This is a genomic window from Aquirufa sp. OSTEICH-129A (genome assembly GCF_054558355.1).
Window position 1 is genome coordinate 194,049 of sequence record NZ_JBPXKC010000005.1, and the last position, 25,578, is coordinate 219,626.

A 25,578-nucleotide genomic window follows, 5' to 3' on the forward strand; every position below is an offset into this window, starting at 1 on the left:
TATGAAATTTTTATCAACATTCCTTTTCAGCTTACTTCTGTGTCTGGGAGCATTCGCTCAAAACAAAAAATTTGATTTTATCGCTTTTGGAGATATGCCCTACAAATTGCCTGAAGATTATGCTCGGTTTGAAGGAGTGATCAACAAGATAAATCAAGAGAAACCTGTTTTTAGTGTTCATGTGGGAGACATTAAATCCGGGTCTACCCCATGCTCTACGGAGTACTTTTATAAAATACATCAGTATTTTGAAACCTTTGATCAGCCTTTGGTATATACACCTGGTGATAACGAATGGACGGATTGTCACCGCAAAGCTGCTGGAGAATATGATGCCAATGAACGCTTAAAAGAACTGAGAAAAGTGTTTTTTGCTAAGAAGGAAAGCTTTGGGAAGAAGAAGATTAAATTAGTTTCTCAATCTGAGAATCCTGCTTTTGCTAACTATGTTGAAAATAATGCTTGGGAATATGGCGGTATACAATTCGCGACGATTCACTTAGTGGGTTCAAACAATAATTTGAAAGGGGGAAATGCCGATAACACGGAATTTAATGATCGCGAAAAGGCCAATCAAGCGTGGTTGGAGGAAGTGTTTGCGAAGGCGAGCAATAAGAAAGGTTTGGTGTTTTTTACACAGGCCGACATGTTTTACCATGGTGCTGTTCCAACCGGATTTACTCAAATTGTAGAGAAATTAACAGCATTAACCCGTGCCTATGGAAAGCCTATTTTGTGGATCAATGGAGATTCACATCGCTTGATTATTGAGAAGCCATTGTTGATGCCAGATAAGAAGTCGACGATATTGAATTTTACGCGTTTACAAGTTTTTGGAGAGGCGGACATGGAAGCGGTTCGGGTGATTGTTGACCCTAAATCATCACAATTATTTTTGTTTGAACAATTGATGGTGGACTAAGGAGCGAGCATCGCATCTATTTGCTTGTTTATGGCTAAAGATAATTGCAGGGCTTCCATCAAAGGAAGTCCTTTTTTCATTTCAGGTCGCCGATGTCCTGTTGAGCCAAGCCAAGCATCCTTCATCAAATTATGTCGTTGCACAATGAGTTGATAGAAAGCTTGAGGGTCTTTCAGATTCGATAAAGCTTGGAGTATGGAGTTCGATTGAAGTATATTCTTTTGACCTAAGTGAAATAAAATTTGTTGGGCCATAAGCCAATGTCCCAAATCTCCCGGATGAACACCATCCTTCGCTAAAGCAAAATTTGGGTCTATCTTTTGTTGGTTCGATTGGTATTGTTTCATAGGAAAATGCACATCAATCACCTCCCAGTTTTTTTGTTGGATGAGCCATTCTGAATAGCGATCTAGTACTTGGGCATAGCCTAATTTTTTCCCCAATAATTCATCGTAAGGGGCGGGAGTCAAGTGTATGATTTTAGAACCCCGAGCTTCAATTTGGGCATGTAGCCAAGTAATGCCATCTTTAAATTTTTGAAAACGAAGGGAATCCAAAGGCAGGTAAATGCCATCATTCATGCCATAGGAAGCAAAAACAATATCGGGTTGGGTTTGAAGTAGCACACGGTCCAATCTTTCGTGTAAATCTGGCCTAGGAAATCGCCCATCGGCATGTCCTTCTTCTGACAAGCCTGAGACGGTTTCACTAGGTAAACCGGCATTGATGAATTCAATTTTATGTTGGGGAAAATGGGCCTTGTGGTAAGCTTCTATCGCCTGCACATAACCAGCAGCATAGGTGATGCTATTTCCTAGAAAAAGCACTCGTTTGACGGAGTCATCAAATAGCTGAGCTTGTAAACTACTCCATGAGCAAATGAAAAGTAAACATATCCAGGGCAATGGTGTCTTTTTTAGCCTCATTTTTTTCTGGATTTTGGAATGGGTAAAACTTGAATTTCGATATTTCTAAAATCGATTTCTTGGCCTTCGCTTTGCAGAGCAATATATCCCTCTTTCAATAATTTTCCATCAATTTTGATCGCAGGATCATAGCCATTGGCCACACCTCCACCAATTTGAGGTTGGGTATATTCCAATACCTTTTCTCCATTGATATAATGGCTTACTAAGGAATCTCCTAGTACTACGAGTTCGGCTTTTACCCATTGATCTCCTTCATAGGTCTTAGAACTAGAGTTAATGCAATGCCTCGGATCTTTTCTACCCTGATAAAATACATCCGTTCCGGGTGAGCACATATTTCCTGTGGGTCTAGGTTTTCCATCACCTAAGCCGGCCAAAAATTGCATTTCCACAGAAATTGGCCAATCCTGTTCTTTTGGCATGGTTTTGGGGTCTTGAGAGTGGAACATGACACCCGAGTTTTTTAAGGTATAATCGGGGGCATCTTTTCTCCAAATACCCGTAAATCGATACTCTAAGCGGAGTTTATAGTATGAAAACGGTTTTTTATAATACAAATGCCCATATCGATTATTAAAATGGTCGTATTGGTCATACCGCACTTTAATCATGCCATCTTCTACCCGGAATGTTTGACCGTAATTATCTCCCACTTCATGGTGGTATATTTTTACAGTCCAATCTTTGATGTCTTTCCCATTAAATAAGGAAACCCATTTTTCTTTTTTAGGCTTGAGACAAAAGGCATTAAATGCCAATAATAGGGCGATACATACTAGTGCTGTTTTGGACATCATTATCAGTTAATAGGTAAATAGAGCGAATGTCCAAATATATCAGATTCTTGAATAAAAAATTCGATTATTTTGTTTTTGTAACAGGGTTGACAGCGTTCCAAACGCTGGCAACCCTAGTCATTTTTCGGTTTAAATTCCTTTGATAAATGCCACTAAATCAGCCATATCCTGAAGTTTGATATTGGCATCTAATCCATTTGGCATGGCAGAAACCTTGGATGCGACTCTTGACTTGATGCGGTATTTCTCGATAACCTGTACGGCTCCCCCCATTTGTTTTAAACTTAGGGAATTATCATTTTCAGAAGTTATAATTCCGGATAGTCGGGTACCATCGGATAATTGTAAATCCCAGTTGCCATATTTATCAGCGATGGAGTTATTCGGGTTGATAATTTCAGTAATAATTGAAAGCGCATTTCTACTTTTCAACGTTGACAAATCTGGCCCAAATGCTACTCCAGCGACCCCTTTGATTTGATGGCAAACGGTGCAATTGCTCTTAAAAATTTCTTTGCCTTTTGCCGCATTTCCTGCCATATCAGCTGCAGGTAAATAGTTTTGTAAAACGGCTTTTCTATCCTCACTGATGGCCAAAACCTCACGCGCTAATTTTCGGATATTGGCATCATACGAATTCATTAGCTCTACCAATTGAGGCCACTCCAAATCTGACTTAGGGATATTTTTAGTAGCAATTTCCTTCAAGAGTGGAATCATGTATTTTTCATTCACAATTTGATACCGAATCCAAGCCTTACGAGAAGGCATTTTCATCTTGGTGTATACTTGATTGATCTGGGCTATTTCTTGAGTAGATATTTGATTAGGGAGCGCCTTGATACTAGCCAATTGAATGGATTCACTGGTAGAAGTACGAATGAATGAAATTAATTTGCTGGTGAATGCAGGATCCTTTGGTAAGCTTAATAAGGCTAAGGCATCCTCCTGGAATTTGGCATCTTGACTGCCTGAAAATTTAGCAAAAACCTCTTTAGCAAATGCTTTATCTGCCGGTAAACCTACCGCTTTAAATACCGCTATGATGGCATGGCGCATCTTAGCATCTGGGGAAATCATGAAGGATTTAGCGAGGGCATTTTTTTGCTTTTCATCCAAGTTAATTTTCTTTTCGGCATAATCAGCATAGGAAGCTAAACCTTTAAGTAAAGCTGCCTGCCACCAATCATTGCTTACTTGTAAATCGCTCGTTAATGCTAAGAAACTTATGTCTTGCTTTTTCATTAATGCCGCTGCGACATAGGCAAAGAAATTTTCTTTTCCCTCTGAAGGCTTATTCCCAAAGTTGGCAATCGCTCCTTTTAACAAATTTAATTCTGAGCCCTTTGATGCGGCAATAGCAGCTACGCCCACCCAATGGTCGTCAATATCTTGATTCAAAATAATACTTCTCAGAGCCACGGCTTCTGGAAAAGTAAAAAAGGCAGAAGAACAAAGCCATTGAAAACGAACGCGGGCATCCGTATCTTTAGCTGTTTCTATGATAGATTGGGTCAATGCTTTATCGGAGGCGAAAGCCGGTAAATGCCAATGCTGATCGGCAATTTTTAAAGCGTTTTCACGCACCCCGGCCGTTTTATTTCCTAATGCTCCCACCAAATCTGCTGGAGTCAATTTACCCCAATCAGATAATAACCATAAGGCCGGTACACTGGCTTCTGCCTCCTTATTGGCTATGATTTCTTGTAAAGCTGGTGCTACCGAGACATCTTTGCGATGGAACAACAAGCGCTGCGCAGTCTTTCTGAACCAACCATTGTCGGATTGTAAAAGCTCCACCAGCTTTTCGGAGGATTCTTTCGATAAACGTGTTTCATTCATCCAATTCATTCCTGCACTTCCTTTTTTAGTGATTCGATAAATGCGTCCCTTGGTTTTACCATTGTACAAGGCTCCGCTTTTATTCACTTCTTCCGACATCCACTCCGGATGCTCGATCAATTGTCGGTAATAGTCAATCACATATAAAGCCCCGTCAGGTCCTACATAAAAATTAACGGGTCTAAACCAGGGGTCTTTGGAAGCTAAAAATTCTTTTTTCTCCAATAGTCTTTTGCCAGAAAAGGTAGAACCTTTCGAATCAATGATATCGGCATGGACTAAATTATGTACTGGTTCGCCAACAAAAGTCACTTGACTAAAATCCTTTCCAAATGCACCTCCATCATACCAGGTGATGCCGCAACTTGATGTCACGACTCCCACATCGGTTAATAATTGATGATTGGGATTCTCTGAAATGGGATATACCTCACAAGCATCCCCATGATCGGGGATTTTTTCCATGGCTTCTGGTATAACTAAATTTGGGTTGGTGCTGGTATAGCGAGCATCCAATACTTCATGGTATAAATGATCGGCATTATCCGTATAAAATCGATGGCCCCAAGGGTCAAAGGTATGGCCGTATTGAGTTTCTCCTGACATGGATTCTAGTCCAAAACTATCTGGTTTGAAGCGCACATTTCGCCCATTACCATTTTTGGGAAGAATATTTGCCTTTGGATTTGAAGGATAGCGAATGTCACTTCCTTTATCCCCAAACAGGTATTCATAGGCAAAGGAATTGATGGATCCAGAGTGGCCTAAGTAAATCCAGTTGTCAAGACCAAACTTAGGCGTATTCATATTGTGTTGGGGATTGGACAAAGAAAACCCAGTTAAGATGACCTCTCTTTTATCCGCTTTATTGTCGCCATTGGTATCTTCGAAATAGAGGATATTAGGAGCATCAGCCACGATGATTCCCTTTTTCCATTTCATAATTCCCATGGGAAGGGTCAAACTGTCCACAAAAATCTCCGATTTATCTGGATAGCCATCACCATTGCTGTCTATAAGTTTACGCACTTGTCCCGTTTTACTTAAGTCCAAAGGGTAACCTGGCATTTCTAATACGAACCAGTTGCCATCTTCATCTATTTCCATAGCTACAGGATCAGTTACCAAGGGTTCTGCGGCGACCATTTCAATTTCAAATCCTTCCATGATTTGAAAATCATCAAGGGCTTTTTGGTGTTCTTTGGACAGCTTGGGAGCATTCTTTTTCTCAGTTGAACAAGCGAAAATGCTGAGACAAAGAGCAATGAATAATAAATTACGCATGGTGTTTTATAGGTTTAGTTATCGCAAGTTAGTGTATTTATTAATTTTTGATGAGTCTCAAAATCAAACAAAAAACAGAATTTATACAATATGCTAGATTTTATTATCAACATGTATAAATAGTTGTCTTTTGTCGGTCTTTGTCAGCATGTTACACCGTCATTTTGACAATTCACCTAGCTGCTTTATCCGTTTATCCCAAATTGGATGAAGGAAATAATCCTTTTGATTTACTTGTTAAAATAATTGTATACCCTAAAATCATGAGCAAAAAATCTACTTCAAAATCTAGCAGTACCGTAGGTATTGTATTCCTATTAGTTGGTGTCGTATTTTTTATTCGGCAGGCTGACTGGTTCTTATTCCCTGATTGGCTATTTACTTGGCCTGTCATCTTGATCATTGTGGGATTAGTTTCTGGTATTAGTAGTTCTTTCCAAAGGACTGGTTGGATTTGGCCAGTATTAATAGGCGGGGCCTTCTTGGTAGACCGAGAATTTATGGATATTGATATTTTTGAGTATACCTTACCTATCGTATTTATCATTGTCGGTATTTCTTTGATTCAGAAGTCGAACCGTAAGAAAAATAAGGACTCATCCGGCTCAGACATGGAAAATGATTCCTTTTCATTTGATAAATCAAATACCCATTTTTCTATCAATGATGACCCATTTTTAGCGGTATCCGTAGTTTTTAATTCGAGCACTATTCAGGCTACGAGCAAAGAATTTAAAGGAGCCAATTTGACCAACATTGTAGCGGGTTTGGAAATTGATTTTAGCCAAGTTTCATTCGAAGGAGAATCGGCAAGTATTGAATTAACTCAAATCATGGGAGGGACTACTTTATATGTGCCTGCACATTGGGAAATTAGGCAGCATTACACAACTTTATTGGCAGGTTTTGAAGATAAAAGAAAGACTTTTGGTAATAATATAGAAGGTGAGAGGAAGATTTTACGTATAAATGGCTTTCAAGTTTTGTCAGGAATTCAAATTAAAGATATCCGTTAAGTATACGTTTTTTGGCTGCAGGAAGGTATTTTCATAAGTTTAAATTCGTTTTTTGGAGACTCTTTTTTTCAAAAAATTAGCTAAAAAGGGTGATTTTCTCATAAATAGTGTAATTTCGCTTTCCATTGAACCTATTTAACTATGAAAATTTTATACATACTGGCACTTATGGTGCTAGGTCAAGGAGCTTTCGCGCAGATTACTAGCTCAGAATTTATTTACGATAAGGCGCCATTTCCAGAATGTCATGCCTCCACCATTGAAGAGACCCCCAAAGGCTTAGTTACGGCCTGGTTTGGAGGAACCGAAGAGCGTAATCCAGATGTAGGAATTTGGGTGAGCAGAATGGTGAATGGTAAATGGACGGCTCCGGTAGAAGTAGCTAATGGGGTTCAAAATAGTACCATTCGCTATCCCCTTTGGAACCCCGTTTTATTCCAAATGCCTGCCTCAAAAGGAGGAGAGTTATTATTATTCTATAAAGAAGGACCTACCCCTAGAGATTGGTGGGGTATGATTAAGCGCTCGAAAGATGGCGGTATAACTTGGTCAAATGCTGAACGATTGCCACTCGGTATTTTAGGTCCGATTAAAAATAAGCCTGTAATGTTGAAGGATGGCACCTTGCTTTGTCCAACTAGTTCAGAGGACAATGGCTGGCGCGTTCATTTTGAAATGACCAAAGATGGGGGTCGTACCTGGTCACGCACCGATGCCATAAATGATGGAAAAGAGTTTTCTGCCATTCAACCGAGTGTCTTGTTTTTAAAAGACGGACGTTTACAAATTCTTTGTCGGAGTAAGAATGGATTTATTTTAGAGGCATTTTCTTCGGATCAAGGTAAAACCTGGACAGCTTTAAAGGCCATTTCGCTTCCAAATCCCAATTCTGGAACTGATGCAGTAACCTTAAAGGATGGCCGTCAAGTATTGGTTTATAACCATGTGACTAAAGAATCTCAAGAATGGGGAGGTAAACGTTCTCCTCTAAACGTAGCAATTTCTTCGGATAGTAAAACTTGGAAAGAATTGGCTGTATTAGAAACAGAGCCTAAGGCTGAATTCTCCTACCCAGCAGTGATCCAAACGAAAGATGGTAAGATACATATTACCTATACATGGAAGCGAGAGAAGATTAAGCACGTTGTGATCACTTTGTAATATGACACTACCTATTCTTGATCTTAGCATCATTGTAGTTTATTTGCTCTGCATGGTGGCCATAGGTATTTATTTTTCAAGGAAAAATAATAGTTCCGAGCAATTTACAACGGCTTCAGGCCAAATTCCTGGCTGGGCTTTAGGTTTAAGTTTTTACGCTACTTTTTTAAGTGCCATCACTTTTTTGGGTGACCCTGGGAAATCATTTGGGTCAAACTGGAATCCTTTTGTCTTTAGTTTATCCATTCCATTTGCGGCCTGGGTTTCCACCAAGTATTTTGTTCCTTTCTACCGTAACTCGGGAGAAGTTAGTGCCTATACGCACTTAGAAAAACGTTTTGGAGCCTGGGCAAGGACCTACGCCATGGTCTGTTTCATCATGACGCAATTGGCCAGGATGGGTACTATTTTTTATGGAATTGCCTTGACTATCAATGCCCTTACGGGTGTAGATATGCGCTTGATTATCATCGTTTCTGGTTTATGCATCATTTTTTACACCGTTCTAGGTGGCATGGAGGCAGTTATCTGGACGGAAGTAATTCAGGCCATTTTAAAAACCATGGGTGCACTGATGATCGTTGGTATTATTATTTACCAAACAGGTTTTTCCAAGGTTATCGAAGTTGGGATTCGCGATGATAAATTTAGTTTAGGAAGTTTTGATCCAGATTTTAGCACCAGTTCCGTATGGGTGGTTTTGTTGTATGGTTTCTTTATCAATTTGACCAATTTCGGAATTGATCAAAACTACATTCAGCGATACCATACAGCAAAAGATGCCAAAGAAGCGGCTAAAAGCATTTGGTTATGTGTATTTTACTTTGTTCCAGTTTCTTGTTTGTTCTTTTTTATTGGAACAGCGCTCTATACTTTTTACATGGAAAATCCAGCCTTGATTTTGGAATTAAAGCAGCAGGTTTCCGCTGAAAAAAGTATTGCCCTAGATGCCCTAAAACCGGCTGATTATGGGGATCGTGTTTTGCCATTTTTCATGAAGACACAGATTCCAAAAGGTTTGTTGGGTTTATTGATGGCGGCTCTGCTATCAGCAGCTATGAGTACCATGAGTAGCGGTATGAATAGCTCGGCTACCGTATTTTTAAAGGATATTTATTTACGGTATGTTCAAAAGGATTTACCAGCAGCTAAGCAATTGAAAGTATTGCATATCGCTACGGTGATTATGGGCTTATTGGGTATCACCTTTGGCATTAGCATGATAGGCGTCAAAAGTCTCTTAGATGTTTGGTGGAAATTATCAGGGATATTTGCAGGGGGTATGTTAGGGATTTTCTTACTAGGTTTTTTATCAAAACATGTGGAAAATTTGGCGGCCAAAATTGGGGCCATTGCCGGCGTGGCCATCATTGCTTGGATATCTTTTAAAGATAGTTTCCCAGAAGCGTATAGAAGCCCCTTTGATTCTAAAATGACCGTCGTATTGGGGACCATTTCCATCATATTAATCGGTCGCCTTGTTCAAAAATTTGTTAGTAAAAAGTAAAAATGATGCAGCAGAAATTACCGAAGGGTTTCGTACCCGTGATGATAAGTAGCTTCAAAGAAGACCATTCTTTGGATTTGGAAGGAATAGCCCGTTTAACGGAAATGTATATTCAAACAGGTTCAGTTGGCCTATTTGCTAATTGTTTGTCGAGCGAAATGTATGAATTAACTCGTGCGGAGCGCTTAAGTTTAGTCGAAACTGTTGTGAAAACGGCAGCAGGAAGAGTGCCAGTAGTGGCTACGGGAACGCTAGGAGATAGTATCGAGGAAATGGCAGATTTTTCTAAAGCTATTTATGCTTTGGGAGTGGATGCTGTGATTGTATTAAATAACTTGATGGTGAAGGAAGATGAGTCAGATGCGGAGTTTTTAAAGCATATGCACCATTTCATGGATTTGACACCAGGAATTCCCTTTGGCATATATGAGTGCCCTGTACCTTACAAGCGCTTGATTAGTCAAGAGGTATTAGAAGATTTATTACCGTCAGGACGTTTGGTATATCATAAAGACACCTCCTTGGATTTAGCTAAGGTTGCCTTACGTATTCGTACTGCTCAGGGTTATAATTTTGGTTTATACGATGCCTACATGGGTCATGCTGTCTCTGTATTAAAGGCAGGTGCCATGGGATTGTCTTGTATTCAAGGGAATTATTTTCCAGAGCTGATCGCTTGGCTATGTGCCAACTTTAATACACCTGGAAAAGAAGATCAAGTGGCCACTGTACAAAAGTTCTTTATCGACAATATGGACGTGATGCATACGGTTTATCCAACCAGTGCTAAATATGTATTACAAAAAAGAGGCTTCCCCATTCGTTTAGCTACCCGCCGTGATGTAGGTAAATTAACGCCGAAGGAAACCTCTGCTTTGGATAAACTAATCCAGGATTATTTGGCTTTGCCTATGGTAAAAAGTCTGGATTTTGGGCCATTAGTTTAGCGTGATTGAATGAATTTGGCTACCGTTCCCATGGGGGCAATCCAAATACCATTAGCTGGATTATTGGCATATTCCATGAGTTTTTTGAGCATACTGAGTCGGGTAGTTTGATTACCCGACTCATTCATTTCATGACCAGCCAATACCAACCATTTTCCTGAATTTCTAGCCTCTTCAATCAAAGGTAAGATTTGTTCAAAATCTTGTCCATCCATTTCTATACCCGTCAGTTGAGCAAAATTATGGTAAGTAGGGTCGTTGGGCGCTTCGCTTTTCCATAACCTGCCTAATAAAAAATGCTTGGCTATGAGTGGCACATAGCTTTGCGTTTGAGCGGCATTCCCAATAAAGGTTTGTCCGCATGGATAGGCAAAAACTTCGGCTTTTACCCCGAGGTTCTTTTCGATGGAAACATTGCAATCTAATATGTCCTTCTCCATTTTTTCTAGGGTATAGTTTTCTAGTGCATTGCTTCTAGACCAAGTAAATATTCCTGTGCAAGGGTGGGAAGTACTGTGGTTCCCTATTTCGTGTCCTGCAGCAACCGCTTTCTTCCAAGCTGCTAAGTTTTTTTCCATGGCACCAGGGTTAAGGAAAAAAGTAGCTTTTACGCCGTATTGGTTGAGCAGCTGTGTACCATGAATTACCTGACTAGCACGGGCATCATCAAAACTGAGGCTCAATGCCATCTTTTTACCTTGGGGCCAGGTAAAATTTTGAGCAAAAGAAGGAATAGCCACTAAGAGGGCTATTCCCAAAAGAAGGTGAGGGATTTGTTTCATGTTATGGTTTAGGTGTTTCAAGTGGAATTTCTTGTCCAAATCGTTTATGAGAACTTTTGATTTCATCGTGCGAATTGGAAGCGATAAATGCCAATACGGCGATGAATGCCAAGACGATACCTAGGTTTTTCGCATAGCTTTTCCATGAAATAGAGTAATTTTCAAAGCTAAGGTCTACGCGATTAATTAAATATAAAATGATACCAAAATTGACAAGGTATAAATATTGCTCAATACGGTAGGTACTTAAGAATGCCCCGGTGATCATGATGCTTAATAACATGTAAAGACCAAAATGACCGATGAAGAATTTTCTGATATCCTCATAGGTTAAGGACTTGGATTTGGCATGCACATTGATCCAATATATTCCAGCAAATAGGATTAATAATAGGGAATCCCATCGAACCGATAGTTCCATGGCCTGATCGGAGGATTGGAGTAAAGGGGTAATGGTTTTCTCCAAACGGTCCATACGGAAATTTTGTTGCCACATGGTAAAGGGAATAATCAGCACTAACATCAGTATAGGAAACCATTGTTTAGTATACTTTTCCTCGCTTGTATCTTCCCAATGGGAAGTAAACGTACCATAAGCCATACCTATTCCACCAAAGAAACCGAGCGAATACTCCATCACATTCCAGAAATTGAATTTTATTTCGGAAACATGTCCTAATACTTGTAAGAAATTACCAAAAGCAAAACCAAAGCCTCCGCCTAGTCCGGCAAATAGCGCTACCCGAAGGGCGGAATATTGTTTGGTGCGAAACATGAACCAGGTAAGTGCGGCAGCCATTCCTAAAACACCTGCCCAAGATTCATCTCTTGGTGGAGTCATTAGCCATTCATATTGTTGGATGATGAAAAAGTAAAATAAGATAGCTCCAACAACCATTTCAACTAAAAGCTGAGGCCAGGCAACTGGGCTTTTACTTGAGTTGGATAGGCTAAGTCCAAATAAACCTCCACCAATAAAACCATAAAGCCCTCCGATAACAAAAAGGGAAATTAAGCCATAATAGACATTGATAAATTCTGTATCTCGGCCGTAACCTACTACCAGGCCATAGCTCATCACGCCACCAATTCCCCAACCCATGGCTCCCGAAACGATAATTTGAAAAGCCTTAGAAAACCAGTCTTGTCGTTTGGCTACTAGTAAAATTGCGATGGACCCAATGGAACCAGCCCAGGCAGCACCATGTTCATGTCCAAACTGGCCACGTATAGCCCATGCCGTTCCTAAAGACATCCCTACTGTCAGTAGAGATAATAATAATTTTTTGTTGTTCATTGTTTGATAGGTTTAGAAAATGTTAACAGAATATTCAGGTATTAATTGAATTCCTTCGCATACTGAAAAGGAGTTTTACCAGTGGTTTTTTTAAAGGCTTTATTGAAGTTGGTGAAATTATTGAAGCCCGATTCATAACATATTTGGGTTACCAGAAATTGATTTTCCTTAATCAATTTACAAGCGTATTCAACCCGTATTTCATTTAGGAAGCTGGCGTAGTTTTTCCTGGTTTTGGTCTTAAAATACCGACAAAATGACAAGGGACTTAAATGGGCAATGCTGGCAATTTCATCAATACTAATCTTTCTTTTGAAATGCTTAACGGAGTAATTATAGATTAAATTTAGGCGTTCTGTTTCTTTTTCGCTGGTAGAATTTTCTAGGATACCCATGGAAAGAATTTCCCTTTCTTTACTCATGGAAAGTAGATCTAAAATTTGATACAAGTGTAAAACTAGGTTATCATTTTCATTGTCTAGGATAGAATTCATCCGACAAATAATTTGTTTTTTGGTTTCACCTTGTATGCGGATTCCTTTTCTAGCTTCTTCTAATAATTGAAAAATAAATCGATTTTCGTGTAGTTTAAGGAATGAATTTCCAAATAAATCAGGGTTAAAATGGATAACCAGGGCGCTAGCTTTTAGGTCTTCGTCGCCTTGGAAATACACGTTATCACTTCGTAAATAGTGTGGACAATTGGAGCCAATTAAGAGTAAATCGCCATCTTGAAATCGTTGAATACTATCACCCACAAACTGGGTTCCAGTTCCTTTTTCAATTAATAACAATTCGATTTCCGGATGGTAATGATACTTGTTAAAAAAGTAATTAACTATGTCCCGACGAACACTAAATGAACGCAGTGGTTGGTTCGAAACTTTAAGTAAATGAGCCTTCATTGAATTATTAAAGTTGTTAATTTGGAGGTATTGGAGCTATTATGCTAGAATAGTTGTGCTATTTGACAAATTTATTTAATTATTCATCCATTTTAATGCATTTTTTTGTTAAAAATTTAAACCTGTTTACCGATTAATATCTTTTGTTAACCAAATCAATTCAATTATGAGATTAAATTTTACAGTAAAAATGCTGCGGCATTTTCTATTTGTAGCGGTCATGATAGCCGGGTGCTATTCAGCTGCTGTCGCTCAGTCCAGACTGATTACTGGTAAGGTTACTTCCAGTCAGGATGGTACGGAAGTTCCAGGTGTAAATATTTCACTGAAAGGAACTACGAAAGGAACAACCACTAATTCATCTGGAGCTTACTCCATAGAAGTGAATGGAACGAATCCTGTTTTGGTATTTTCATTTGTAGGTTTTGATACGCAAGAGATTCGTATCGGAAGTCGTAGTGTATTAGACGTTTCATTATCTTCTAGCACTGCATTACTAAATGAAGTGGTAGTTACAGCCTTGGGTATCAAGCGTGAAGAAAAGTCGCTAGGCTACTCGGTAGGTAAAGTGGCAGGAAAAGATATCAGCCGCGTTGTAAACGAAAACGTTTTGAACTCTTTATCTGGTAAGGTTGCGGGTGTGAGTATCAACTCTACAGGAGGTACAGGTTCTTCTGTTAGTATGATCATTCGTGGTGCGAAATCATTGAGCAATGACAACCAGCCATTGTTTGTGATTGATGGTGTGCCAGTAATTAACTCCTTGAATAACGTAGGTCAAATTGGTAATGATAACCGAGTGGATTATGGAAATGCAATTTCTGACTTAAATCCGGAGAACGTAGAAAGTGTATCTGTATTGAAAGGACCAAGTGCGGCGGCCTTATATGGCTCACGTGCAGGAAATGGTGTGGTGTTAATCACCACTAAAAATGGAGCAAAGGCAAAGAAAATGACGGTAAATATTACTTCAAATACCGTATTTGATCAACCTTTCAAATTTTTGAAAATGCACTCGAAGTTTGCAACGGGTGTACTTCCATTTACTCCAGACAATAACCCATATCCAGGAGGAATTTTAAAGATTGAAGAAGGATCTGCTGGAGGTATTGGACCTGAGTTAGATAAAGGTTACACAGCTATTCAATGGAATAGTCCTAAGGGAGCCGATGGAAAACAAATTCCTACCGAATTGAAATCGTATGCCGACAATATTAAAAATTTCGTTCAAACAGGTATCACCACTACAAACGGTGTTTCTGTGACCAATGGAAATGATGTAGCCAACTATCGTTTGACTTACTCTAACATGTCTAGCCGTGGAATTATTCCAGGTTCTGATTTATTCAAGAACTCTTTATCGGCTGCTTCATCTTTCAAATTGTCAGACAAATTGAGATTGAGCGCTAACATTGATTTGAGCAGAAATAACTCCAATAACCGTCCAGCTAGTGAAAGAGGAGCTAACCCATTGCAATGGGCTTATGCCGTTTCTCCGCACATCAACATCATGGATTTGAAAGATTACTGGGTTCCAGGTCAAGAGGGATTACAACAGAAATCTCAGGCTATTGGAAATTATAATAATCCATGGTTCTTAGCTTATGAAGTGAAAAATGGATTTGAACGTAATCGTGCTTTTGGTAATGTTAAATTAGACTACCAGATCACGAAAGAATTAAGTTTCATGGCTCGTTATGCTTTGGATACTTATGGTGAAACACGCGAGACAAAAATTTCTAAATCCTATACTGGTGAAAAAAATGGTGCCTATGGTATCATGAATCTAGACCGCTATGAGCGTAACGTAGACTTCTTAGCTACTTGGACTAAGCCAGTGGAAGATTTCCAATTATCTTTCTCCGTGGGAGCCAATGCTAGAACATCTAAAACGATGGACGTAAGCACATCTTCTAGAGGAGGTACAGGCTTGATTATTCCAGGTTTATTTACTCTACAGAACATTGCTAACACGAATATCAACTATTCTAGTTTCCAGACTAAGAAAGTGGTGTACAGTGCTTATGGTATGGCGAACATTGGCTATAAGGACATGGTTTATTTGGATTTGACTGCTCGTAACGACTGGTCAAGTACATTGCCAGTAGAAAATAGATCTTATTTCTATCCATCAGCTTCTTTGAGTGTCTTGTTGAATGAAGCATTTGCTATTCCAAATGACAAGATTGATTTATTGAAAGTAAGAGCAGGTGTGGCGCAAGTGGGTAATGATACCAATCCTTATGCCTTGATCAATACACTTCAAAATGCTGAGGCATGGGGTTCTTTAACTCGTTTAGGAAAATCAGGTTCTATCTTATTACCAGATTTGAAGCCAGAAATTTCTACTTCGTATGATTTAGGAGCTGATTTGACGATGTACAAAAATCGTTTGAGATTCTCAGGAACATATTATACCGTAGAAAATCGTAACCAAATTATCCCGACTACATTACCTTCTTCTTCAGGTTTTACTTCGAAGAACATCAACGCAGGTTTGTTAGTATCTAAGGGTATAGAAATAACAGCGGGTGGAACGCCAATCGACAAGAATGGTTGGAGATTAGATTTAACGGCTAACTTCTACAAGAACGAAACTACGATTAAAGAGCTTTCACAAGGTTTGAATTTCTATACACTTTGGACAGATGCTAAAGGTGGTGCATGGACTTACGTAGGAGATAAGATTGGAGATATTTACGATGCGGAAATTGTGACGGTAAAAGATCAATCATCTAAGTATTATGGATATCCAATCTTGGATTCAGATGGTTCTTGGCAGTCGGTGAACGCTAGTAATACACGTACTAAGATTGGAAACTTTAACCCAGATTTCATTTTAGGTTTACAGACTTCTTTATCTTATAAGAACTTTAGTTTAAATATGACTTTCGACTGGAGAAGTGGTGGGGACTTTGTTTCTCAAACTTATCGTTATGGAGAGTCTGATTTGAAATCTCAACGTTTCTTAGACAACTTGATTAATCCAAATGGATTAACGGGAGATGCATTACGTAATTTTTTAGTAGCTAACCAAGATAAATATATCCGCATCAACCAAAATGGTTATTTCCCAATCGTTGGTGGACCTACTAAGGAATATGGTGGATACCCATTTGAATATGGAGGAAAAACCTATCCTAATGGTGTGTTTAACCCAGGTGTAATTGCCATTTATGATGGTAAAGGAAACATTACAGGTTATGAGGAAAATTTAGGTGGTCCTAATACCCGTATTTTACCATACGGAGATAATTATCCATGGAGCTTTACTCGTGCAGCTACTTTCGATGCTTCTTTCGTGAAGTTGAGAGAGATCTCTTTAGGATATGAGCTACCAAGTAATTTTGTTAAGAGCTTAGGTTTGCAAAGTGCTAACTTCTCTGTTTATAGCCGTAATATCATTTTATGGACGGCTTCTAAAATTGGTATAGATCCTGAAACAGCTTTCCAGCCACAAGCAGGAGCACAAGCGGGAACCCAATTTAAGCAAGGAATTGAGCGCTATAATGTTACTCCTTGGGTTATCCCAGTAGGATTTAAACTTGGTTTGACATTTTAATCAAAGCACCTTAAAACATTAAAATCATGAAAATAAGATTAATAAAAGCTGTCGCCTTCACCCTATTAACCGGAGTATTTTTCTCTTGTGAAGACTTGACAAAAGTGAATATAAATCCAAATGGAGTTCAGCCAGAGGTTGTAAATCCTAATTTGGTTATGCCAACCGTGTTAACGGAAATGTCCAAGGCTTATGTAAACCTAGGATATCAAGATATTGCAGGTGTGGTTCAACATACGCAAAAAGATGCTTGGTCATCAGGTCATAATGATTATGACTGGGGTGGAAACCAAAGTTGGTCTGGTTACTATGATATTTTACGTAATAACGACTTATTGTATAACCGTGCCCTAGCCTTGAATTGGGAATTCCAACAAGGAGTGGCTTTAGTCAATAAAGCATTTATGTTTGGTTTGATTACAGACCTTTGGGGAGATGCTCCTTATACGAATGCTTTGAAAGGAGAAACGGGTGGAGCTGATAATATCCTACCTGCATATGATTCTCAAGAGGTTATTTACACGGGTATTTTAGCGGATTTGGAGAAAGCAAATACCTTGTTATCTAAGCAAAAAAGCGAGTATTCGAACATCGTGGATAACGTGGATGTGATTTATTCAGGTGATCCTACTAAATGGCGTAAATTAGCCAACTCTTTGGCTTTACGTTATTACATGCGTATTTCTGCAAAGAAACCTGATGTAGCTAAAGCGGGTATTGAGAAGATTGCAAAAAATCCAGCGAACTATCCTGTGATTTTGACTAACTCTGACGATGCAACCATGGGTTTTCCAGGAACATCAGATGGTACATCTTGGCCAGCTAATGCAGTATATGATGTGAGTGGTAGTAATTACCGTCGTATCAAAATGGCGAATACATTTGTGGAATATTTACAAACAGTTAAAGATCCTCGTTTAGGAATTTGGGCTGCTAAAGTGGAAATTCCATTAGTAGTTGATGCAAGTCTTCCAGCCAAAACAGATAAGATCATTGACGGAAAGCGTTATTTGTCTCCTGATGTAGTAGGTAATTCTAAAGTAGATACGGATCAAGAATATGTAGGTTTACCTACCTCTTTTTCTCAGTTACCATCTGCTTATAACATGAACCCTACACCAGGTCAAACCTCGTTTAACCCTCACGTTTCATTCTTAGCTCCAATGTACAAAAATGCCTCTGGACCTTTGTTGAGAGCTCGTTTAGTATCTGCAGCGGAAGTAAACTTTATCTTAGCGGAAGCGGCATTAAAAGGCTATTCAGTAGGTGATGCCAAAACTTTCTATGAAAATGGAGTAAAAGCTTCATTGACTACTTGGGGAGTAGGTTCTACTGCTTCAGCTTATTTGGCTAATGCTGGTGTGGCGTATGCAGGAACGGTAAAGCAAGTGATTGAGCAAAAATGGATTGCTAGCTGGACTGCCGCTACGGAGGCATGGTTCGACTTCCGTCGTACAGGTTTCCCAGAATTAAAGGCGGGTCCTGTGGCAAAGCGTCAAGCAATTCCTGTTCGTTTCTATTACATGCAGGATGAGTTACGTATCAATGCAAAAAATACATCTGCTGCTTTGGATAAATTAGAAGTGACTAATTATTCACAGGCTGATGGTAAAAACAGTGCTTGGTCTAAGCCTTGGGTAATCCAAGGAACGGGTAAGCCATATTAAGAATTTTAAGGGGCCTCTCTCGGGAGGCCCTTCAAAAAATTAGATGCTCTAATCTTCTGTTAACCAATGAAACTATATACACCTCTAAACCTTTTAATACTTTTATTTTTAAGTTTATTTACTCAAGCGACTGCTCAAACCTTACGGGTGGGGGCAGCCGTTCGAGTTATTACTCCAAACCCTTTACTTCCCGTGTCGGGGGGTATAGGCACTCCCAAACCTAGCATAGAAAAGAAGGGTGATTTATTTGCCCGTGCCATGGTTTTTGAACAAGGAAATACCCGTTTTGCGATTGTCAATGTTGATAATTTAGGGTGGACCTCTGTTCTTGGAAATAAATCCAGAGCCCTTATCAAGGGAATTGCCCCAGAAAATATATTAATTGGTGCTACGCATACACACTCCGCCCCAGATGCTTATGGTTTTCCAGATGCTACTGGAAAAAATTATGCCGATTTAAAATACCTAGATTTTTGCGTTCAGCAAATTGCTGATGCAGTAAATGAAGCCATATCAAAATTAGAACCTGCTGCTTTAAAAGTGAATGTGGAGGAAGCAAAAGGAAAGATTGCCTATAATTATTATGCTCCTGCTTTATATGATCCACGCTGTGGGGTTATTCAGGCCATTGCTACTTCGGGTGCCCGCCAAGGGAAGGCCATTGCTACCTTAGTTAATTATGCCGTTCACCCAGAAGTACTCGGAAGTGGTCGAGGCATTTTAAGTCCGGATTTATGCGGACCTTTATACGATAGAATTGAAGCCCAAGCAGGAGGTGTGGCTCTGTTTATGAATGGAGCCCAAGGAGGTATGGTCACAGCAGATACCCGTTTGGAATATGGGAAAGAAGGTCAAAGTAATCAAAAAGAAGCCAATACCTGGGAGGAATGCATTCGGATAGGGGAGTTGTTGGCTGCTGAGGCATTACGAATTATAAACAAAGCCCCTGTTTTAGATTCTCCTTCCATTTATTGTACATCAAAAATGATTGAACTTCCTGTGGATTCGGAAATTATGCGCTATATTTTGACAAATTCACCTTTGAAATACGAATACAAAAAACCTAATACGGTTAGTACACAATTGAATCTATTGAACATTGGGCCCGCACAGATTTTAACGGTTCCAGGTGAGGCTTTGCCCAATGTAGGTTATTATGTAAAACGTCACATGGCTACTAAAATGCCCTTTTTGTTTGGACTTACCAATGACGCTTTTGGATATATGTTGGCCAAGGTGGACTATAATAGCTTCAAACGCTATGATTATGTCACCCGTACTAGTTTAGGTGAAATGACCGCAGAAATTTATATGGACCAGGCCTTACAACTAATTCAAGCTAGTCCAAAACCTAGTACGAAGTAAAATTTAAAACGTTTTGATTTATCTTAGCCAAGTTATTTTTGGCTATTTCCCTTTTCTAAACCTTGTGTTTTATCATATGAAAAATTTAGGACTACTTTTATGGGCTTTCGTGGCATCCAGCATGGTATTTACTACTGTAGGTGCTCAGCAGTTAGAACCTACTTACGCAGAAAAATTAGGCTATCCAAAGGGTAAAAAAGTAGTCATTTTTCACGTGGATGACTGCGGGATGTCCTATTCCTCCAATCAAGGGGCTTATAAATCCATAGAACAGGGAGTCGCTACATCTTGCAGTATCATGATGCCTTGTCCATGGGCCGCTAGTTTTATTCATTACATCCAAAAAAACCACCCCAATTTAGACGCAGGTTTACACTTGACCTTAACTTCGGAGTGGAAGGATTACCGTTGGCCGGCATTATCTGGTTTTCAACAAGTACCTACCTTAAGTGATGGGGATGGTTGCCTTTGGCATAGTGTGGAACAAGTGATTAAAAATGGTAGCCCAGATGAAGTAGAAAGGGAAATTAGAGCGCAAATAGAACGTGCCACTCGCTTGGGTTGGAAACCGACCCACCTAGATTCACATATGGGTACCTTATTTGCCTATCCTCCTTTCTTGGAGCGGTATTTAAAAGTGGGAATGGAATTAGGGATTCCTGTTATGTTCCCTGGAGGTAATAATAAAATGTTGATTGAATCTGTGAATAAGCCTTATATCAAAAAAATGAAGGCAGAAGGCAAGTGGAAAGAAGGAATGCCTTTACCTATGGCCAAATTTGGTTTAACGGACTTAGTGACTGAATCCAAGAAGATTGGTGAAATGCTTTGGAAAGCAGGATTACCCGTATTGGATGATTTACACTCAGATAGTGGAGATTGGAAACCAGAAGGTAACCCTAGCCCGGCGGAGTGGGGAAAATACAAAGCAGATCAGTGGATTTACCAATTGGAACACATGAAGCCTGGCGTAGCCATGTTGATCGTACACAGTAGTGATATCACTGAAGAATTTAAATTTATCAGTGGTTCTGGAGGTTCTCGATTAGCTGATATGAACTCCATGATGCATCCAGATTTAAAGGCCTATATAGAGAAAGAAGGTATCATTTTAAGTACTTTCCGGGAGTTAATGGAGCGCCGTAAAAAAGTAAAATAATCACATGAAATTTATTAAAATACTATTGGTTTTGTTAGTGATTTCTCTTCAATCACTAGCTCAAAGTTCGGCTATTGTCAAGTCCATGCTTATTTTCCCAGGACAAGACAAGCATGTCCATGGAAGTAGCTTGGTTCGTTTGCCTAATGGCGACTACCTGTCGGTTTGGTTTTATGGAAGTGGAGAAAGAACTGCCGACGATGTTAAATTAATGGGTTCTCGACTAAAAAATGGGGATTCTAAGTGGAGTGAACCCTTTTTAATGGCCGATACACCCCATATTCCAGATTGCAATCCGGTTCTATTTTTAAACAGGGAAGATAAACTGTTCTTAGTATGGATAGCAGTTCAAGCTAACCAATGGGAACAATCAGTTTTGCGCGTGCGGACATCCACGAATTATTCCAAAGATGGCGCACCAGTCTGGGAGTGGCAAGACAATATTTTGTTAAAACCAGGCAATGATTTTGCTAGCGAAGTGAGTAAAAAATTGAAACAATTACCCGAGCATCATATTGGTTGGGCAGGCTATGCTCCGAAATATGATGAAATGATTTCCAAGGCGAGTGCAGATCCAGTGAAAAGAAGTTTTGGATGGATGACGCGTATCAAACCGCTCATATTGGACAATGGACGTATCATATTGCCTTTGTATTCCGATGGTTTCAATTTCTCTTTGATGGCTATTTCGGATGATCAAGGACTAACTTGGCGGCCAAGCTTGCCATTGGTCGGTCGTGGACCCATTCAGCCGGCTATTGTGAAAAAAAAGAATGGCAACCTTTTGGCATATTTACGTGATAGCGGGGATAATCCTCCGCGAGTACATATGAGTGAGTCCACAGATCAAGGGGAAAGTTGGTCTCCCTCGGTGAAAACAGATATCCCTAATACCGCCAGTGTAGAGCTTCTAGTGCTGAAAGACGGTCGCTTGGCATTTTTAGGAAATGATATTATTGATGGGCGGTACCGCCTAGGCTTGTTTTTATCTGATGATGAAGGGAAAACTTGGAATTGGAAGACCTACTTAGAAAATGTAGCTCCGGGAAAAGGTAGTTTTTCTTATCCTTGTATGACTCAAAGTCCTGATGGTCTTTTACATATTTCATATTCTTCTCACCTAGAGAAAGATCAAAAATCCATCAAATACGTGGTCGTGGATCCACAGAAAATCAAATCCGAGTAGTGAATTTAAACCTAAACCTATAAAATGAAAATCAGTAAATTAAATGGATTAATGTATGTGTGTCTATTATTGGCCACACATTTGACATGGGCTCAAAATAAAGCCAAGCAGCCTGTATATCAAGACACTCCTTTTTGGCAGGATTATAGTGTCAAATATTATCTCGCTAAAGATCAGTCAATTGATTTAAATGCGAGCTATTCCGATAGAAATGGTAATATTATTTTGTTTGGATCTACAGGAACTCTTTTGCCACACGATGGGCAGTTTTTGTATCCTGGGACTTTGATAAAAGACACTAAATACCGGACCAGCGCGCCTAAACGAATGGCAGCATTGACCTCGTATCAGAAGCAATTTGTTTTGATAGATGATAAGGCCATTTTAAGTCACGCTTTTGCAGGTAGTATTTATTCAAAACATGAATTAGCTAAGGCGAATCAAGTGGTTGGAGGTAAAGACTTTGCCTTTTTAATTTCGGATGGAATAAGTATACATTGGGTGAAAGATTCTAAAACCTTTTTCAAAGGAGATTTATCAGGGGATCAGGTATTGGATATGAAATATCAGGCTTCTAGCCAGACGTATTTTATATTGGGAAAACAAGGCTTGTATCAATTTACTCCAGCTTCAAGAAGTATTTCTAAACTTATCGCTGGTGGACCATTCACGGCTTTTGATATAGCTGAAAATTCGACCAAGGCTTATGTGGGGACTAATTCGGGCTATCAGGTGCTTGATATTTCCTTGAAACAAGTGGGCGAAACGCAACAAAAATTACCTTGGACTGAAATTACGGCCATTAAAGTGATTGGAGATAAAGTCTGGTTTGGTTCTTCCAAAGGCGCTTTTGCTTTGAAGAAAGATGGAAAGTTTGATTATTATAATGGAGAAAGATGGTTACCAAGCAATGTTGTTAAGCACATAGCTGAAGGGCCTAAAAATTCCGTGTTAATCACTACTACGGGAGGTTTAGGACAAATCTGTTTTAAGAAAATGACCTTGCATGAAAAGGCTGTTTTTTATGATGAGCAAGTGAGAAAACGACATATTAGAAATGGATTTAATGCTTCCTTAGATGGTATGCAAAAAGGAAATTTAAGTACCGGATATTTGGCTGATTCAGATAATGATGGACTTTGGACATCCATGTATTTGGGAGGAGAAATTTTCCGTTATGCGGCAACGAAAGATCCAGAAGCCTTGCAAAATTGTCGGGAGTCATTAGACGCCATGGAGCGTTTATATAAATTAACTCCAGTTCCAGGATTCCCCGCACGTTCCTTTGAGCGTCGTGGTTTTATCTCAAGTTTATCCGATCCAGAGCGCTGGCAGCCATCACCTGATCCTGAGTGGGATTTTAAATCTACCACGAGTAGTGATGAGGTGATTGGGCATATTTTTGCCTTTGGTGCTATGGCCGAATTAGTGGATGATCCTGATTTAAAGAAACGATCTATCGTCCTGATTGATACATTAATGTCGCATATCTTGAAAAATGATATGTATTTAATTGACTTCGACGGAAAGCCAACTTTATGGGGAAAATGGAATCCCAAATATGTTAATGCTTTCCCGACCAACGTAGGGGATAGGAAATTAAATTCATCTAATATTACAGCCATGCTGCAAACTGCCTATCATTTCACGAAGAAAGAAAAGTATAAACAAAAGGCGTTTGAACTATTAACAAAACATGGATATTATGAGAATTTAATGCGTCCATTTAGTGTGTTAGGCCGTGCTGGAAAGGATGCGGATGCCCATGCTCAAAACATGTCGGATGGTTGGAATCACTCCGATGATGAAATGTATTATGTAGGTTATTGGGGGCTATACCGATATGCTTTCAATGATACCTTAAAAGCTAGTTTCAAGAAATCCATCCTGGATCACTGGCAAATAGAGCGCCCAGAGAAAGAGGGAGCATGGAATATTTTCACGGCATTAACTGGGACTAAACAATTTGATTTAAATGAGGCCGCCTGGTATTTGCGGGAACACCCTTTGGATATGATTGATTGGGCAATTCAAAATAGCCACCGTAAGGATATAGTAAAAGTGGCGGATAATTTCCGTCGTCAAACAACCCAAGAAGTTTTACCACCAGACGAAAAACCCATCATGCGCCATAACGCAAATCAGTTCAATATGGATCGTAATGGGGGGAATGGTTTATCTGAGCACAGTGCAGGAGATATTTGGCTTTTGCCTTATTGGATGGGTCGTTATTTAGGGGTGATTTCAGCGCCTAAAAAGTAAAAATTTCCTAACGTTGTCAAGGTTTCAAACCTTGACAACGTTGAATTTTGCAGATTAGTTTCCCAAAAAATATCTATAAACTGATTTTACATGATCGGTTTGAATTAGATCTACTCCCAGTTCTTTCGCTTTTTGATAATTAACAGCTTGGTCTAGCGGTCCTAATACATCAGAATAAACGCGGATATTTTTTTCATGAAGTGCTTTCACCAATTGTTCATTGATCCGAAGCCAATTGACATCAAAAGCATAAGGTGCTAAACGTTTTATTTTAGCGTCCATTTCATCGAACTTATTTAAGCTGGGCATTCTTTTGCTTTTAGGGTCTTCCATTCTTAATTTTTCTAAGAAATCATCATCGCCATAATAAACAGACTCTTTATCCAGCTGATATTTTTTCATTAAATTCAATAAAGGTTTGGGTGCCACCTGCTTGCAATCCACATAAATAAACGTTTTTGTTTTTTTCTGTTTATTCCATTTCTGGACTAATTGAAGTGTTTCTTCTAGTGTAGGAATTCGCTCCTCGGAGAATTTTGCTTCCCAGCCTTTGTTTGCTTTTAATTGTTTGATTTCTTTTAAAGTCAATTGGGCAATAGGTCCTGTACCATTGGTAGTTCGGTTCAAAGTTCCATCATGTAAAATAACCAATTGATTGTCTTTGGAGGTTCTGACATCAATCTCAATGAAATCCACTCCCATATCTAAAGCTTTTTGAAAGGTAGCCAAAGTATTTTCAGGAGCTAATCCTGAGTTTCCACGATGGGCCGAAATTCGAAGCTTTTGTTGTGACTTATAGGTCCATGCTTCAATTTGGTTAGGGCTGTTGGACCTCTGGCAAGACATGATGCTAGCCATGGATAATGCTATTATCCAAATGTTTTTTTTCATATTAAATAGGTTTCATAATTTGAAAAAGACTATCATTTTTCAAATTCAAAATTAAGCATCTATTGGCATTTATTTGGAGAAAATAGGGCTATTGAAT

At 39.3% G+C, this 25,578-nt stretch carries 18 protein-coding genes; 11 read left to right on the forward strand and 7 right to left on the reverse strand.

Features of this window, described 5'->3' with window-relative positions:
* Position 1: 1 nt before the first annotated feature.
* Positions 2-922, forward strand: a complete 921-nt coding sequence (locus tag SKC36_RS10795; protein ID WP_459465883.1) for a metallophosphoesterase — start codon at positions 2-4, stop codon at positions 920-922.
* Here the strand turns inward: SKC36_RS10795 and SKC36_RS10800 are convergent.
* From SKC36_RS10800 to SKC36_RS10810, 3 genes are all read right to left on the reverse strand, one after another.
* Complete coding sequence (locus tag SKC36_RS10800; RefSeq protein ID WP_459465885.1) at positions 919-1,848, reverse strand: SGNH/GDSL hydrolase family protein; 930 nt, start codon at positions 1,846-1,848, stop codon at positions 919-921. The genes SKC36_RS10795 and SKC36_RS10800 overlap by 4 nt on opposite strands.
* Positions 1,845-2,645 (reverse strand): 3-keto-disaccharide hydrolase, encoded by an 801-nt coding sequence (locus tag SKC36_RS10805; RefSeq protein WP_459465920.1) that lies wholly within the window; start codon positions 2,643-2,645, stop codon positions 1,845-1,847. The genes SKC36_RS10800 and SKC36_RS10805 overlap by 4 nt, the downstream gene beginning before the upstream one ends.
* 132 nt (positions 2,646-2,777) lie before the next feature.
* Positions 2,778-5,774 carry a PVC-type heme-binding CxxCH protein gene (locus SKC36_RS10810; protein ID WP_459465886.1) on the reverse strand — a complete coding sequence of 999 codons (2,997 nt, stop codon included), beginning with the start codon at positions 5,772-5,774 and terminating at the stop codon, positions 2,778-2,780.
* Between the two features lie 164 nt (positions 5,775-5,938).
* Here SKC36_RS10810 and SKC36_RS10815 point away from each other — a divergent pair, with 164 nt between their 5' ends.
* The 4 genes from SKC36_RS10815 (at position 5,939) to SKC36_RS10830 (ending at position 10,405) form a co-directional block, all read left to right on the forward strand.
* On the forward strand, positions 5,939-6,790 hold the full coding sequence (locus SKC36_RS10815) for a LiaF transmembrane domain-containing protein (RefSeq protein WP_459454588.1): 852 nt from the start codon (positions 5,939-5,941) through the stop codon (positions 6,788-6,790).
* A gap of 141 nt (positions 6,791-6,931) precedes the next feature.
* Positions 6,932-7,951, forward strand: coding sequence for a sialidase family protein (locus SKC36_RS10820; protein WP_459454589.1), 1,020 nt, complete (start codon positions 6,932-6,934; stop codon positions 7,949-7,951).
* A 1-nt stretch (position 7,952) separates the two neighbouring features.
* Positions 7,953-9,458 carry a sodium:solute symporter family protein gene (locus tag SKC36_RS10825; RefSeq protein WP_459454590.1) on the forward strand — a complete coding sequence of 502 codons (1,506 nt, stop codon included), beginning with the start codon at positions 7,953-7,955 and terminating at the stop codon, positions 9,456-9,458.
* A 2-nt stretch (positions 9,459-9,460) separates the two neighbouring features.
* Positions 9,461-10,405: a dihydrodipicolinate synthase family protein gene (locus SKC36_RS10830; RefSeq protein ID WP_459454591.1), complete on the forward strand. Its 945-nt coding sequence runs from the start codon at positions 9,461-9,463 to the stop codon at positions 10,403-10,405.
* Here SKC36_RS10830 and SKC36_RS10835 read toward each other — a convergent pair.
* Genes SKC36_RS10835 through SKC36_RS10845 form a run of 3 tightly spaced genes read right to left on the reverse strand, consistent with a single transcriptional unit; the run spans position 10,402 to position 13,389 of the window.
* A complete protein-coding gene (locus tag SKC36_RS10835) occupies positions 10,402-11,187 on the reverse strand; it encodes a polysaccharide deacetylase family protein (protein ID WP_459454592.1) in 786 nt (261 codons plus the stop codon). The genes SKC36_RS10830 and SKC36_RS10835 overlap by 4 nt on opposite strands.
* A 1-nt stretch (position 11,188) precedes the next feature.
* Positions 11,189-12,484 carry a hypothetical protein gene (locus tag SKC36_RS10840; RefSeq protein WP_459465887.1) on the reverse strand — a complete coding sequence of 432 codons (1,296 nt, stop codon included), beginning with the start codon at positions 12,482-12,484 and terminating at the stop codon, positions 11,189-11,191.
* A 41-nt stretch (positions 12,485-12,525) separates the two neighbouring features.
* Positions 12,526-13,389 carry an AraC family transcriptional regulator gene (locus tag SKC36_RS10845; protein ID WP_459454594.1) on the reverse strand — a complete coding sequence of 288 codons (864 nt, stop codon included), beginning with the start codon at positions 13,387-13,389 and terminating at the stop codon, positions 12,526-12,528.
* A gap of 166 nt (positions 13,390-13,555) precedes the next feature.
* On the opposite strand from SKC36_RS10845, the gene SKC36_RS10850 reads away from it, so the two are divergent.
* The 6 genes from SKC36_RS10850 to SKC36_RS10875 all read left to right on the forward strand — a co-directional run bounded on the left by SKC36_RS10850 (position 13,556) and on the right by SKC36_RS10875 (position 24,590).
* Complete coding sequence (locus SKC36_RS10850; protein ID WP_459465889.1) at positions 13,556-16,951, forward strand: SusC/RagA family TonB-linked outer membrane protein; 3,396 nt, start codon at positions 13,556-13,558, stop codon at positions 16,949-16,951.
* Between the two features lie 26 nt (positions 16,952-16,977).
* Positions 16,978-18,618, forward strand: a complete 1,641-nt coding sequence (locus SKC36_RS10855; RefSeq protein WP_459454596.1) for a SusD/RagB family nutrient-binding outer membrane lipoprotein — start codon at positions 16,978-16,980, stop codon at positions 18,616-18,618.
* Positions 18,619-18,684: 66 nt separating this feature from the next.
* On the forward strand, positions 18,685-19,983 hold the full coding sequence (locus SKC36_RS10860) for a hypothetical protein (RefSeq protein ID WP_459465890.1): 1,299 nt from the start codon (positions 18,685-18,687) through the stop codon (positions 19,981-19,983).
* A gap of 76 nt (positions 19,984-20,059) precedes the next feature.
* The gene (locus SKC36_RS10865) at positions 20,060-21,142 is read left to right on the forward strand and encodes a polysaccharide deacetylase family protein (RefSeq protein ID WP_459465891.1); all 1,083 of its coding nucleotides are present in this window, start codon (positions 20,060-20,062) and stop codon (positions 21,140-21,142) included.
* A 4-nt stretch (positions 21,143-21,146) separates the two neighbouring features.
* Positions 21,147-22,328 carry a sialidase family protein gene (locus tag SKC36_RS10870; RefSeq protein WP_459465893.1) on the forward strand — a complete coding sequence of 394 codons (1,182 nt, stop codon included), beginning with the start codon at positions 21,147-21,149 and terminating at the stop codon, positions 22,326-22,328.
* Positions 22,329-22,352: 24 nt separating this feature from the next.
* A complete protein-coding gene (locus SKC36_RS10875; protein ID WP_459465895.1) occupies positions 22,353-24,590 on the forward strand; it encodes a hypothetical protein in 2,238 nt (745 codons plus the stop codon).
* Positions 24,591-24,644: 54 nt separating this feature from the next.
* Here SKC36_RS10875 and SKC36_RS10880 read toward each other — a convergent pair whose 3' ends face one another.
* Complete coding sequence (locus SKC36_RS10880) at positions 24,645-25,481, reverse strand: glycerophosphodiester phosphodiesterase family protein (protein WP_459465896.1); 837 nt, start codon at positions 25,479-25,481, stop codon at positions 24,645-24,647.
* Between the last annotated feature and the right edge of the window lie 97 nt (positions 25,482-25,578).